Source organism: Nitrospirales bacterium (assembly GCA_031315865.1).
Taxonomy (GTDB): Bacteria; Nitrospirota; Nitrospiria; order Nitrospirales; family UBA8639; genus JAGQKC01.
The window spans coordinates 1,648,491-1,661,025 of record JALDRJ010000002.1; the positions used below are offsets into that span (position 1 = coordinate 1,648,491).

At 49.4% G+C, this 12,535-nt stretch carries 13 protein-coding genes; 8 read left to right on the forward strand and 5 right to left on the reverse strand.

The features are described from left to right. The first annotated feature begins 185 nt into the window (after positions 1–185). The 3 genes from MRJ96_07655 to MRJ96_07665 all read left to right on the forward strand — a co-directional run bounded on the left by MRJ96_07655 (position 186) and on the right by MRJ96_07665 (position 3,390). A complete protein-coding gene (locus tag MRJ96_07655) occupies positions 186–953 on the forward strand; it encodes a hypothetical protein (protein MDR4501308.1) in 768 nt (255 codons plus the stop codon). Between the two features lie 240 nt (positions 954–1,193). Further along, the gene (locus MRJ96_07660; GenBank protein ID MDR4501309.1) at positions 1,194–2,633 is read left to right on the forward strand and encodes a hypothetical protein; all 1,440 of its coding nucleotides are present in this window, start codon (positions 1,194–1,196) and stop codon (positions 2,631–2,633) included. Between the two features lie 4 nt (positions 2,634–2,637). Continuing rightward, positions 2,638–3,390, forward strand: a complete 753-nt coding sequence (locus MRJ96_07665; GenBank protein ID MDR4501310.1) for a DUF3313 domain-containing protein — start codon at positions 2,638–2,640, stop codon at positions 3,388–3,390. 163 nt (positions 3,391–3,553) lie between these two features. Here the strand turns inward: MRJ96_07665 and MRJ96_07670 are convergent, their stop codons facing one another. Then, a complete protein-coding gene (locus MRJ96_07670) occupies positions 3,554–4,438 on the reverse strand; it encodes a universal stress protein (protein MDR4501311.1) in 885 nt (294 codons plus the stop codon). 322 nt (positions 4,439–4,760) lie between these two features. Between MRJ96_07670 and MRJ96_07675 the strand changes: the two genes are divergently transcribed. From MRJ96_07675 to MRJ96_07690, 4 genes are read left to right on the forward strand one after another with little or no spacing between them, the layout of a single operon-like run. After that, complete coding sequence (locus tag MRJ96_07675; GenBank protein MDR4501312.1) at positions 4,761–5,375, forward strand: paraquat-inducible protein A; 615 nt, start codon at positions 4,761–4,763, stop codon at positions 5,373–5,375. 41 nt (positions 5,376–5,416) lie between these two features. Further along, a complete protein-coding gene (locus MRJ96_07680; GenBank protein MDR4501313.1) occupies positions 5,417–6,016 on the forward strand; it encodes a paraquat-inducible protein A in 600 nt (199 codons plus the stop codon). Then, positions 6,009–7,613: an MlaD family protein gene (locus MRJ96_07685; GenBank protein ID MDR4501314.1), complete on the forward strand. Its 1,605-nt coding sequence runs from the start codon at positions 6,009–6,011 to the stop codon at positions 7,611–7,613. The genes MRJ96_07680 and MRJ96_07685 overlap by 8 nt, the downstream gene beginning before the upstream one ends. A 12-nt stretch (positions 7,614–7,625) precedes the next feature. Beyond that, positions 7,626–8,240 (forward strand): PqiC family protein, encoded by a 615-nt coding sequence (locus tag MRJ96_07690; protein ID MDR4501315.1) that lies wholly within the window; start codon positions 7,626–7,628, stop codon positions 8,238–8,240. 112 nt (positions 8,241–8,352) lie between these two features. Here the strand turns inward: MRJ96_07690 and MRJ96_07695 are convergent, their stop codons facing one another. The 3 genes from MRJ96_07695 to MRJ96_07705 all read right to left on the reverse strand — a co-directional run bounded on the left by MRJ96_07695 (position 8,353) and on the right by MRJ96_07705 (position 10,505). Further along, a complete protein-coding gene (locus MRJ96_07695; protein MDR4501316.1) occupies positions 8,353–8,889 on the reverse strand; it encodes a hypothetical protein in 537 nt (178 codons plus the stop codon). Between the two features lie 327 nt (positions 8,890–9,216). Next, on the reverse strand, positions 9,217–9,861 hold the full coding sequence (locus tag MRJ96_07700) for a pyridoxamine 5'-phosphate oxidase family protein (GenBank protein ID MDR4501317.1): 645 nt from the start codon (positions 9,859–9,861) through the stop codon (positions 9,217–9,219). Between the two features lie 164 nt (positions 9,862–10,025). Beyond that, entirely contained in the window at positions 10,026–10,505 is a 480-nt protein-coding gene (locus MRJ96_07705; protein ID MDR4501318.1) for an acyloxyacyl hydrolase, read from the reverse strand. A gap of 463 nt (positions 10,506–10,968) precedes the next feature. Here MRJ96_07705 and MRJ96_07710 point away from each other — a divergent pair, with 463 nt between their 5' ends. Then, positions 10,969–11,496 carry a Slp family lipoprotein gene (locus MRJ96_07710; protein ID MDR4501319.1) on the forward strand — a complete coding sequence of 176 codons (528 nt, stop codon included), beginning with the start codon at positions 10,969–10,971 and terminating at the stop codon, positions 11,494–11,496. A 94-nt stretch (positions 11,497–11,590) separates the two neighbouring features. Here MRJ96_07710 and MRJ96_07715 read toward each other — a convergent pair whose 3' ends face one another. Then, positions 11,591–12,388, reverse strand: coding sequence for a tetratricopeptide repeat protein (locus MRJ96_07715; protein MDR4501320.1), 798 nt, complete (start codon positions 12,386–12,388; stop codon positions 11,591–11,593). Positions 12,389–12,535 lie beyond the last annotated feature (147 nt).

Genomic DNA, 12,535 nt, shown 5'->3' on the forward strand with positions numbered 1-12,535 from the left:
CGTGCCGGAAATACTCTCCGTGAAGACAATCAAGTCTACTATATCATAGAGCCGAGATGCTGCAAATAAAGGAACGGGGCTGGCGGTCTGCCAGAGACGGCTTGTCCCCATATGCCCGCTACGATAGACTCAAAGGCATAGTGACGAGGACGACGAAGCGCGAGAGCACTGGTTAACAGGATCCCATGTCGCGAGCATTTCCACGAGAAACGAAGATTGATGGTGAAGTCTACAGGTATGAGCGCGTCTTGAAAGACGATTTCTTTTCGATGAATTTGCTGTACCGCAATACTCACGGTCAAGGATATGTGTTAAAGCTCAGCGACTTTCGATTCATTGGCGGGATTCTGTTTCGCCCACTTGCCTGTCTCATCTCCAGACATGAATACCGGGTCTATCAACGGATAGCGGACATCGAAGGCATTCCCACGCTCGGGCCTCGGTGGGGATGGCGAGGGTATTTCCATCATTATATAGAAGGGAAGACCCTTCATGAAATAACCCCGAAAGATCATCTGCCGGATTCGTTCTTCGATCGATTGAAAAAGATCCTGCAGCAAGTGCATGCTCGACGCGTGTTTTATGTCGACCTGAATAAGCAAGGGAATGTAATTTGTTCGACCAATGGTCAGCCTTATTTGATTGACTTTCAGATTTCTCTGGCGTTTCCTGGTGACGGGACCTTGATGGGAAAGATGCTAGACCGGATTTTCAACCGGCTCATTCAAGAAGATTTTTATCATCTCTATAAACACAAAAAGGCGTTTCAACCTCAGGGTATGACGGAGGACGAGTTGAGATGGGCAAGGCGTTCCAAGCTGAACGCACGATATTCGCGGTATCTTTTGCGACCATATTTACGCATCAAACGACGCCTCTATCCGCACGGCAGCAATGAGGTCATCTGGTACAGGTGGAAAAAGTTAAAAGACAAGTCAGTCCAGATGCCTTGACTGAAAAGACGCACTCTGATGATCGACATTTCGTCTCAGCGCGATCATTTCCATGAACGTGTATGTCGTGAACGTTGAGATGTTCCTATTCTTATGTCATAAAATAGGTTCTTGTCCGACTCAACCGTTGTCCTTGTTCGTTGCGGATCAAATTTTTTGATTGTCTCTCTTGTGAGAGTCTTGAAGTTGTGTTATCATTCCGTCCGGTTTTCCTCACAATTAATGAACGAGACGCCTATCATGGACAAGTCTCTACATTCTTTTCCCAGACACAATCGATCCAGCGCTGAGAGCATATGGGCTTCTCGGTCCCTTTCTTCTGCCAATACTATTGTCCTGGTGTTCTTGCTGTGTATCGGATGCTCGACAGATCAACAAGCCACGTCGAGCGAACCCCGAAAGTCCACCGCGTTGATCGAGCAGGCGTTAGAAAAAGAAAGCGCCCTATCCCCCGCCGAAGCCAGCTCTACGTACGAAGAGAAACGACGCTTGAAAGCGAGCGAGCTGGTGTCGTCAAGTGAGCTTCTGGACGGTAAGCACCACACCGTAGAGCCAGAGGTTCGGACAGATGGTTTTACCAATACCTATACCATCATTTCTGATTACGGTACGTTTGTGGCCCATGGTGACGCGATGCTTCCTATCAGAGTGCATGAAATCAATACCATTGCCACCTTAAAAGAATTGCCGGCCAGGACTGGATATCTAGGAGGCCTCGCAGGTTCTCTTACCCGACCGTTTCGAGGAGCCTGGGATTTTATCAAAGATCCGGTCGATACCGTGGCTGGAATTCCGAAAGGCGGATACCGCTGGTACACTCGCGTTAAAGAAATGGTGAGAGGGAAGCGAGGGGAAATGGAAGATACCTACGCAGAGGAGATGATCGGGTTTGGACAATCGAAACGTGAATGGGCCTATAACTTGAAAGTCAATCCATACACGACGAACACAGTGCTCCAAGAAGAGTTGAATACTGCCGCTTGGGCCTCGTTGGCCGGCAATTATACCGTGACCATCGCCACCATTCCCATTGGTGGAGTCGCCAGTTTAGCGTTGTCGACCACAAAGACGGCTAAAAATATGGAGATTGTTCTTCGGGATAGTTCTCCTGAAGATCTTCGTACCAAGAATCGAAAAAAGTTAGAGGACATGCATATTGAAAAACCGGTGATCAAACAATTCCTCGAGAATCCCTGGTTCAACCCGTGGAATGAAACGATTTTGATCGAGGCCATGGCCAAGCTGAACGATGTGGAAAACAAGACTGCGTTCTTCGAAGTCGCTGTGGAGGCTGAATCGGAAGAAGAAGCATTCTTTTTTCAACGTATGGCGGAGATGCTGCTGGGGTATCATGAGTTTGTGACGCCGGGAAAAGAAATTCTGGTGGTGGACAAGATTCCTCTATTGTACACAAAGGACCAACGCTTGGTCTTTACGGTCGAGTTGGATTACGGCTGGTGGTCGAAGGAAACTGATTTAATTTCAGATTTGATTCTAAATTTTTCGCCGCCCAATCACCCGATCACGAAACGTGAGGTCTGGATATCAGGACGGTTTTCACCACGTGCGAAGGCAGAACTGGAACAACGAGGTTGGAAGGTAGAAGAATCGGCGGTCCAAAAACTTGTCGTACGAAGAGAACTGCGGGATAAAACATTCAAGATCATGAATGATGACTAGACACATGAAGACATCACCATTTCTGCAAATATTCAGGAACTCAGGAACTAACAGTACGTGGTCGGTTATCTGGTTGTGTGTTCTTCTTGGTCTGCTTGGTGGGTGTGAATCGACGAAGCAGGCGCGAGTCGACAGTACATCGGGTTTTCTGAATGATTATTCCATCCTCAGGGTTGGGAAGGTGGACGAGGCAGATCGGATCTATCGAAAACCTCTGGTTGATTGGAAGTCCTACCGCAAAGTTCTTTTAGATCCTGTGTCCATTTGGAAGCCATCTCAAAAACAACTGGATGCCCATGCGGAAGCGCTGGATCTTGAGCATTTTGCAGATTACTTCTACCATGCATTATATCAATCACTCTCAAATGATTATGAAATGGTGTTTGATCCAGGTCCTGATACCTTACGAGTGCAAGCTGCGATAACCAACATCGAACAATCCTGGGTCATTCTTGATGTCATAACCGCCATGCCGGGGGTTGACCTCTTCTCCAGGGTCAAAGAGTACACGACAGGAAAACCTCTGTTTACCGGAGGAACCAGCATTGAATTCAAAGTTGTGGATGCCAAGACTCAAGATTTACTGATGGCAGGGGTCGATCGGCGAGTAGGCACTAAGGACATTGATGCTGATGCTTTCGACAGCTGGGCTGATGCTGAAGCTGCGATGAATTACTGGGCGCAACAAGCCCGATGGCGTTTCTGTACGCTCCGTGGCGACATCAACTGTGTAAGGCCTGGGGACGAAGAAAACTAGGCCTTCCCTCCACCTTGAATTCTTGCTAAGCAGCATCGATCCTCCTATTTTTCTCTCCCACATTGCATCCCTCTGATCCATTAAGCTTCCTTAGAAAATATCGGAATCTTTCTTGTGTCGGTGTCATGAACGCGTTGAACGATTGCGGAAAATTTTCAAGAACTTACGTTGATTCAGCCTGAAGCAGGGAAGCCATCCATCCCCCGGCGGGAATTGTCAATAACGGACATGTCACCTTGCTGAGAATTTGTTCTGTGTGACTTCCCCTCAAAGCATCCAAAAATCCGCGTCGTCCTGCAGTCGCCATGACCAAAAGGTCGGCTTCTTCCTCTTTGACGGTTTTGAGGATAGTTTCTGTGACGTGGCCTTCTACCGACTTCTGAATCCATTTCCACCCCGGTACCGTAGGAAGACTGACGGTTGGTGTTTGATCAGCCTGGCCGACATGGAGGACGGTGAAACGACCGGATGGGCAGTTGAGCCGGTAGACGACACGGGCGGCTGTTTGAATGGCCAATTGAGGATCAGGATCGGACGCGATGGGAATCACGATATGTTTGACGGAGACCGTTCCGTCTTTCTCCGACACAAACCCTTTGAGCCCTGTGGGGATCATGAGGGTCATTAATCGGGATTTCCTCGATACGGGTCTAGCCACCGATCTCCGGAACCAAAGGAGCCGGCCTTTGTCCTGTTGAGTCGCTAGAACAAGCAGATCAGTGGGGTGGCTTTCCAGCCAGCTCAGAACTGATTTTACTGGATCGCGACGTTGCGCGATCACTTTGCTGACCTCAATGCCTAATCGTGGAACAGCGGACCGTGGACTGTCTTTTGGTATGAGCTTCCATTGTAGGAGCGTTTTTCTGACTTCGGGAAATTCTGTCCAATCGGTCGGTTTTTCATCGGGCACATGGAGGATTGAGAGTTTGGATTGAGTAACCAGCGCAGCTTTAAGGGCATGTATAAATGCGGTATGACTTCCTGGACTGAAATCTGAACAATGGACGATATTATTAATGAGTGGAACGTGGAGGTGTTGTTCGTTCATGGCAATCCTTTCAAGATGTGGCGACGAAGGTCGTCTTCATTGTTTCCAAACGTCCTTGATCATTGGATATGGTCCTTTGTAGCTTTGCATCTACGGCCCTGATTCATCACGAGATGCGTCTGTCGTGTGACTGCCTCACTGCACCGAGCGGGAAAGGCACATGACAACAGTCATTGAGAAAACTTCCACACACCTGGATGAAGCGTTTCGAGAGCAAAAATTGTGAATACGCCAAGAGGATAATTTAAGGAAGATTGTCTGTAAAGTAATATGCCCCACGAATCTTTCGTGATCTGTTTTACGAAATATGATATAAGTCGAAATGGAACATGCGTCAGTCCATTCTTTAATCGCCTGTCATGAATGCGATTTACTGCACCGCAAGCGATTCTTGCAGGATGGCCAGCGTGCCATATGCGTGCGTTGCGGCACGCTCCTCTATCGTCAGGTCCAAAACGGGTTAGAGCGTACACTCGTCATGACCCTGACAGCTTTGATTCTGTTCCTGTTGGCGAATACCTTTCCGTTTATGACGTTCATGCTGGAAGGCCGTTCTCAGGAGAGCATCTTATTGACGGGCGTCGTCGAGCTCTATCTGCAGGGATTTTGGGAGCTTGCGATCTTGGTGTTTGCGGCAAGCATCGGGTTCCCGTTGATGAAAATTATCGGGATGTTGTACGTTCTGTTACCGCTGAAGTGGAACCGCCAGCTCTGGAAAGCCAAGGACATATTCCGGTTTGTCACCTATCTGACTCCGTGGGCGATGACGGAAGTGTACATGCTTGGAGCGTTTGTTGCGTATGTCAAACTGATCGATCTTGCGAGGATTGAGCTGGGGATTGCGGTCTATGCGTTTGCCACGCTTATTGTCGTGCTTGCTGCGGCCGGAGCCGCACTGAATCCCGAAGAAATCTGGGAGAGATTGGACGCGACGTGACAAGCCACGCTTCCTCTACTATGGCGGTTCATGCTTCGCTCATGAATTGCCATACATGTCACCAATTGAGCCGGGTCCGTTCCCATTCTCCTCATTTCCGTCCCCACTGCCCGCGCTGCGGGACGACCCTACATTTTCGCAAACCCAATAGTGTTAGTCGCACATGGGCGCTGACGCTGACGGCGTTTATCCTATACATTCCAGCCAACGTGTTTCCAGTCATGACGGTGATTTCATTCGGCGAAGGTTCCCCCGATACGATCCTGAGTGGCGTGATACATCTTATCGAAGCCGAGATGTGGCCGATCGCGCTTTTGGTGTTCTTCGCGAGCATCGTCGTTCCCATGGCGAAACTCGTGATCATGACGTATCTCCTGCTATCTCTTTACTTTCGATCTCATTGGAGGCCTAGACAACGTACGGTCCTTTACCGGGTTACTGAAGCGATCGGACGTTGGTCGATGATTGATATCTTCATGATCTCGATTTTGGTCGCCTTAGTACAGCTCCAGGCGATTGCGACGATAGAGCCTGGGCCGGGGGCGATATCGTTTGCAGCCGTTGTCATCATCACCATGGTCGCCGCGATGTCATTTGATCCGCGTTTAATCTGGGATGTGATGGAGAAGCGCGATGAGTGACACGAAACCGACTCAGTCCGACTTGGCCGGGTTGCCAGAGGCGGTGGTGGAAAGGCGAACGAAATTCCCGCTCGTATGGCTGATCCCGCTCATCGCGGCCATCATTGGTATTTGGCTCGCGTATAAAACTATCACTGCAATGGGACCGACGATTACTATCAGTTTCAAAAACGGGGAAGGCCTGGAGGCTGGCAAGACCAAAGTCAAATATAACGCCGTAGAGGTTGGTCTGGTCGAAACGGTTGAAATCAGCGAAGATCTGAGCCGCGTCATCGTAACCGCTAAGATGACCAAGGGGTCGAAATCGCATTTGAGGGAAAAGACACGGTTTTGGGTGGTCCGGCCTCGCATCGGATTAGCTGGTGTGTCCGGTCTCCAAACGTTGATCTCAGGTCCCTATATCGGGGTGGATCCCGGTCCAGGGGCTCTGAGCATGAACTTTGTCGGACTTGAAACTCCACCAGGAGTTACCGCGTTCGAAGAAGGTCGTCAATTTCGTTTGCAATCTCCAACGCTCGGGTTTTTAAAAGTCGGTACGCCGGTATACTTCCGGGATATCGAGGTAGGAAGAATCTTAAGTCATGAATTGGCGGATGATTCCCAGAGCGTATTCCTCAATATCTTCGTCCATGCGCCGCATCACCTTCGAGTACGTAGCACGAGTCGTTTCTGGAAGACCAGTGGGTTCGAGGTTTCTCTAGGAGCCAAGGGGTTGGACGTCAAATTGGATTCTGTGGCTTCCTTTATCGCGGGGGGGGTCGCGTTTGATACCCCTGTCACCGCGGCAGGAGGGGCGACGCCCAGTCAAGAGGGAACGGTCTTTGAGCTTTATGAGAGTTTTGACAGTATCGGTGAATCAGTGTACACACAGAAAGTCCCATATTTATTGCATTTTGATGGGTCGGTGCGAGGACTGGCAACCGGCGCGCCTGTGGAATTTAGGGGCATCAAAGTCGGGTCCGTCACGGACATCGCCGTCGTCATCGATGAAAAGGCTCTTGATGTCAGCATTCCCGTCGCGATCGAGATAGAGCCGCAACGTGTCTCGACGACACTCCATGAAGCTCGCCGGAACGACTACCAGACCATCAGCCTCCTGGTAAAACGCGGGTTACGGGCGCAGCTTCAAACGGCGAGTTTGCTCACGGGGCAACTGTTTGTCCAGCTCGAATTTTTCGAAGACCTTCCTAAGAAGAAACTGATCATGACCGGAAAATATCCTGAGATTCCAACCGTTCCATCAACCATGGATCAATTGCAAAATACGGTGAATGATGTTCTGGCAGATGTGAAAACACTTCCCTTGGACAAGATTGCCGACGAAGTCTTAAGCACCATGAAGGGGGTAAACCGGTTTGCGAACTCACCTGAGTTGCTCACTTCCGTCAGGCAATTGACCGCGACATTACACGATGTCAGGAGATTGACCCGTGATATGGATCGGGCGATCGTTGATGCGGCCGATCCTGACGCGCCAACGATGGTTAATTTGGCGAACATGCTGGAAGAGCTCTCGGATGCAGCCCGTTCCATTCGGGTCTTTGCCGAATATCTCGAGCGTCATCCCGAAGCGTTGGTGCGGGGGAAAAGTGAGTAAAGGATGGTGCGTATGAGAATTTCCGTCATGGCATGGGTAATTGTCACCGGCTTTCTTATCGGTTCGAGTGCCGGATGTGTGAGAACTCAACCGACGCATTATTATATCCTGAGCTCAATCGATTCTGAGGGCCGTTCGTCAATGCCTTCCATAGACGGGCCGGATGTGCGTATCGGCCTCGGGCCGCTGACCCTGCCGTCGTACTTGGATCGTGCGGGAATTGTCACGCGAATCACACCCAATACACTGAACATTGCTGATTTTGATAATTGGGCCGAACCACTTCACCAGAATGTCATGAGTGTGGTGTCCGAGAACCTGTCCTGGCTGCTCGGGACCGACAACATCGTCACGTACCCATGGAAGCGGAGTCATACCGTCGATTATCAACTCGTGCTTGACGTCATCGAATTTGATGTCAACTCAGCGGGGAATGCGCTCTTGTTTGCGCGCTGGAGTGTGGTGGGCGATGACGGGGAAACGGTCATCGCCACCAACAAAGGCCGGTACGTCAGGACGCCTGCGGGGAAAGACTACCACCACCTGGTACAAGCCCTCAGTGAGACGCTTGAGGACATGAGCCGGGAAATTGCGGATAGGATGACGGCTCTTCTCACACACGAGTAGTCACATGTCTTTTGATATGAAACCTCTTGTGATTTACTAAGGTAAGCGACCGACCGTCTCACATCAAAGCGCTACGTGACACCTGGTGATGACTGGCGCTTGCCAGGAGCAGTTACCTGGGAAGCGTATACTGGAGATTTGGCCATAGGGCCAGCCCGGAGGCGATTTGTTGAAAGCTATCCGGCGAAACAGGATTGGCGATGATGCGCATGGCGATTCGGAACACGACGGAATTCTTTCCCGAGATACCGAAGAATTTTCCCGTTCCGCCGACAAGATTGAATGGACCTTTGCAGCCATGTTCGTTTCCTCGGCACGACCATTGGGCATACACCTTGTCACCCTCTTTATCCGTGATGATACATCGTCCGCTTCCGACCCTGACTTGAGTTTCTAAATTCGTCTCTACCGAGCCTGGGCATAGAAGGCCGGCGGCATCTAATTTCCCTTTCCCCTCTTCGATAAACATCACTCCAGCCAGCACTCCGACCATTAAGGCTTTGTCTTCTTCCACTTGAGTAATCAGGCCTTGAGCTTGCCATGTGGCCATGGCCTTGACTGAAGTCTCTGTCGCGAGCCCAGAAGAAACGGTAGCAAGAATTGACCAACAGCAAAGAATGAAGACAGGAAAAATGGTTTGGCCTCTCATACATCGCTCCTTTCATGAGATGAATGGGGTTTATGGTATTAGAGAAAACGAAACTTTAATCCTGGCCAAGTAAACCACTTCGCATGATGACGCATCTCAAGTATGTGAAAGTGATGTGATGCGGCGACAGACGGGCTTACTCTCCAAGATAGAGTGCTGGAATCGCTTTGTCCTCCACAATCTTGTTTTGGCGTATCTTATGCAAAAATTCTGGAGAAGGCCAGCGAAGATGTGAACGAGAAATACACTAAAAATAGCTGTGGTGCATCGATTATGATTTTGGTGAACGTGCTTTCTAGAATGGCGAGATTTTGTAAGGGAGCAGAATCAGGATTGAGCACGAGAGGAATTGGGATCTCTCGACGGGGAGACCACAACCTTGCCGGGAACAAAGAAATCCTCGGTTTTAGCTTGAGGATCATCGGTGCCCCACGTGATGGTCTTTTCCATCTTTTGAAGACGCGGAATGTGTTTGGAACAATGGATGTAAGCTTCCTCAATATCCACTAGGACCCACTGCACGATGAGGTGTGGTGACGGACTGGCCTCGTGCAGGAGGGCGATTTGTGCCAGGGAGGCCGGGATCTGCTCCGCCTGAAATAATCGAGCGGTGCCATTGACATGGAGTCCGACAGTTGAACCGAAAAAATCGACAAACACCAGTCCAATGTGAGGATTCTCGACGATATTCCCTAGGCTCGCGAAGACACCATTCCCGCGAAATTCGGGGTACGCTAACGTGTGGGGATTCAACACGACAACAAACCCAGGCTTGCCGAATCTTGGAGAGCAATCACAGTGGCCATTGGTGTCGGATGTCCCGATAAACATCATCTCTTGCCTGCCGATAAACGTTTGCATGTCTTCCGTCAAATGGTCGTGCATTTGACGGTCATAAAACCGGCGAGCCCGATCTTGGCTGCCTAGCGTTTGTTGTAATTGCCGCTCGCCTTGAGAACCTGTCGTACTCATTTTGGTACCAGTGAAATCGTGAGAAACCTTAAGCTGTGGCACTTGGATTCAAGCCTACTATAAATGCAGATGGAAATGCATCCCTTCTTAAGTGCGGGGGAGGTATAGGGGGAGAATGGTGAGAAGGACTTCAGCGCAAGAGCCAATTCATGAGTGATGGCGAATCAGAGGCCTTCAAAATAATAACTGAATTCAATCATGTGGAGATCTGTCCCTCGACTTTTTCCATAAATCATCGCATCTGACATGTGATGAAATCGATAGCCGACGGCCAGATTCCAAGGAAGATGGTAGGTAACTCCCAGGTGCCCAATAAATTGGAACGGTCCTCCGACATCTTGACGGCCATATTCCCAATCGCTAATTAGCGCTCCACCAGCGGCGATATCGAATGTGAGATTCCAACTCTTGTTGGTGGCTGCCAAGCCAGGGGTCACGGTTGTGATGAAACCCAAGTCACGGGCTCCACGTATGACGCCAGCTGAGCCATACAGTCTGACTCGTGCGCTCCAGTCCGGTGATAAGTCCCATTGCCATGGCAAGCCCATGATGCCAAACACGTCGAATTGCTCAAAGTCCACCTTTTCACCGGGTGGCAAACCTGCATCTTTGAAATTCATGCCTCCACGAATGCCTACGGCCATGAGGTCAAGGTCTTTTGCCCAAGCCCCTCCCGCAACAAATCCCGTAGAGGCAAAAAATAACGTAGAAACAAATAGAATTAGAATGTTCAATGTAAGTGGAATATTGAGTCTATTTAATCGGATAAGCAGAACGTTGCGCGGCCCGCCAGAAAAAAGCTCGGGTTCGTCACTTTGGGATGCGGCAATGTCGGGTGAATATATAATTGCATTTCTTCATATTTCAAGATTTATTTGATAGCATTACTGTTACCCCTTGATCCCAGCCAAAATATCATCCAGGAATTGATTGATTTAGTCCCTGGACCACTGAGACTGTTACAACTTACCTTTTACCTTGTTTCTGGAAAACATTATGCCTGAATGGGTAAAGTGTGAAATTTTCAAATGTTACATCTATGTTAATTGTATGTTACGAATGTATTAATTATAATGAATTTTAGAATAATCATTATAAGGGAGGTGAATGATGAAACATATCATGATTGGAGCCACAGTCGGATATTTCTTGTTTCTCTCGGGATGCGCTGCGACTTCGCCGTTTCCGATGAATGATAGTCAAGCCTTAAAGTCGGATTCAGAGTTTGGAAGCCTGACGGCTCAACCGGATGTCTTCAAAGGGCGAGCGATTAAGCTGGCAGGTCGTATGGTTGGGGTTGAGTCGACCGATGAGGGGACATTCGTCACGGCAGAATGGCTTCCCTATCCAGAGGCTGAATACCTAGGGCCCTACAAGACCACTGAGGGCTCGCCTGAGAGATTCGTCATTTTCTACCCGGGCAAGCTTGATTCTAAGGGACAATTGTACGGGAATAAATTTCTTGTCTACGGCAAAAACGAAGGGAAGCCTCTAGGTGAGCGCGCTTCTGCAAGCGTTCCCTACATTACCGCTCGTTGTCTGCACGTATGGAAAACAGGGCTTGATCGACTAGATACGAGACCTGACACCGAATACACACAATACGACGAGGAAACCTATTGCGCTGATACATAAAGAGTAGAGGTGTTAAGGAGAAAGTCCCTGCCGAGGCCCTTTGCATGGAGGTCCGGCAGGGATTTTTTTATGAAGGGCGAGACAGGATGGGACGTTACAGTTGGAGATGGACTTGTGTCTGAATTCCGGAATGATCGCAGGCTTGATAAATATGTCGTTGACAGGCTAAGTCATACTCTTCTTGAGCGTGGCCCTCGTCTCCCGCCATTGTAAGCGCCACTCCCCGATTGTAGTGAACGAGTCCTCCATCCGCTCCTAAATGAATCGCTCGGGTAAAATCTTGAATAGCCGCTTCGATTTCGCCATTCATAAGCTCAAGGAGTCCTCGGCTCTGAAACGCTTGGTGAAGCGAGCTATTGAGTCTGATCGTTTGATCGAGGTCTTTCTTCGCTGCTTCTCTCGCGCCCGACTTGAGGTACGCGACTGCTCGATTGAGGTAGATTTCAGCCATGGGGTTGTCGAATGTCAAGGCTTTTGAAAAATCCTGAATGGCGTCTTGATACTGTCCGAGTTGACTGAACGCCAACCCCCGATGATTCAACGCTTGCGGAGAATCTGAAGCAGATTCCAAAACCAGAGAAAAATATTCGAGAGCTTTCTGGGGATGCCCTGCTTCCAAATAGGCGGTCCCGAGATTCTCCAGATATCGAGAGTTCTGTGGGGCCAATTTGACGGCCTGTGTCAGATCTTTGATCGCTTGATCCCATTTTCCTCGTTTTGCGTAGACATATCCCCGGGCATTTAAGATGGCGTGCTGACTCGGGTTTTTCTGCAACGCCTTCGAGAAGACCTCCTCAGCTTCATTCAACCGTCCAGAATAATAAAGATTCTGACCTTGCGTTAATGTTTCAGAAGTGTGATCAGGAGCAGAATCTCTCGAATTCAGACTCATACAGCCTATGAGAGTTCCTAATAGTGCGAGGAGGAGAACCCATTGAACACATTTACAGATTGTTAGTGATATTTTTCTCATCTCTGTATATTTCTCCAGGAATGAATGTTGAGCAATGCTCAACTGTATCGCGCTCGTGTTACGCTT

What these genes read in the sequence shown, in the direction of transcription:
- MRJ96_07690 (MDR4501315.1), top strand. Translation starts at nt 7,626, where the DNA reads ATGAGAATTTCCGTCATGGCATGGGTAATTGTCACCGGCTTTCTTATC.
- MRJ96_07655 (MDR4501308.1), top strand. Translation starts at nt 186, where the DNA reads ATGTCGCGAGCATTTCCACGAGAAACGAAGATTGATGGTGAAGTCTAC.
- MRJ96_07670 (MDR4501311.1), bottom strand. Translation starts at nt 4,438, where the DNA reads ATGAACGAACAACACCTCCACGTTCCACTCATTAATAATATCGTCCAT.
- MRJ96_07675 (MDR4501312.1), top strand. Translation starts at nt 4,761, where the DNA reads ATGGAACATGCGTCAGTCCATTCTTTAATCGCCTGTCATGAATGCGAT.
- MRJ96_07665 (MDR4501310.1), top strand. Translation starts at nt 2,638, where the DNA reads ATGAAGACATCACCATTTCTGCAAATATTCAGGAACTCAGGAACTAAC.
- MRJ96_07695 (MDR4501316.1), bottom strand. Translation starts at nt 8,889, where the DNA reads ATGAGAGGCCAAACCATTTTTCCTGTCTTCATTCTTTGCTGTTGGTCA.
- MRJ96_07715 (MDR4501320.1), bottom strand. Translation starts at nt 12,388, where the DNA reads ATGAGTCTGAATTCGAGAGATTCTGCTCCTGATCACACTTCTGAAACA.
- MRJ96_07685 (MDR4501314.1), top strand. Translation starts at nt 6,009, where the DNA reads ATGAGTGACACGAAACCGACTCAGTCCGACTTGGCCGGGTTGCCAGAG.
- MRJ96_07680 (MDR4501313.1), top strand. Translation starts at nt 5,417, where the DNA reads ATGAATTGCCATACATGTCACCAATTGAGCCGGGTCCGTTCCCATTCT.
- MRJ96_07710 (MDR4501319.1), top strand. Translation starts at nt 10,969, where the DNA reads ATGATGAAACATATCATGATTGGAGCCACAGTCGGATATTTCTTGTTT.
- MRJ96_07700 (MDR4501317.1), bottom strand. Translation starts at nt 9,861, where the DNA reads ATGAGTACGACAGGTTCTCAAGGCGAGCGGCAATTACAACAAACGCTA.
- MRJ96_07660 (MDR4501309.1), top strand. Translation starts at nt 1,194, where the DNA reads ATGGACAAGTCTCTACATTCTTTTCCCAGACACAATCGATCCAGCGCT.
- MRJ96_07705 (MDR4501318.1), bottom strand. Translation starts at nt 10,505, where the DNA reads ATGGCCGTAGGCATTCGTGGAGGCATGAATTTCAAAGATGCAGGTTTG.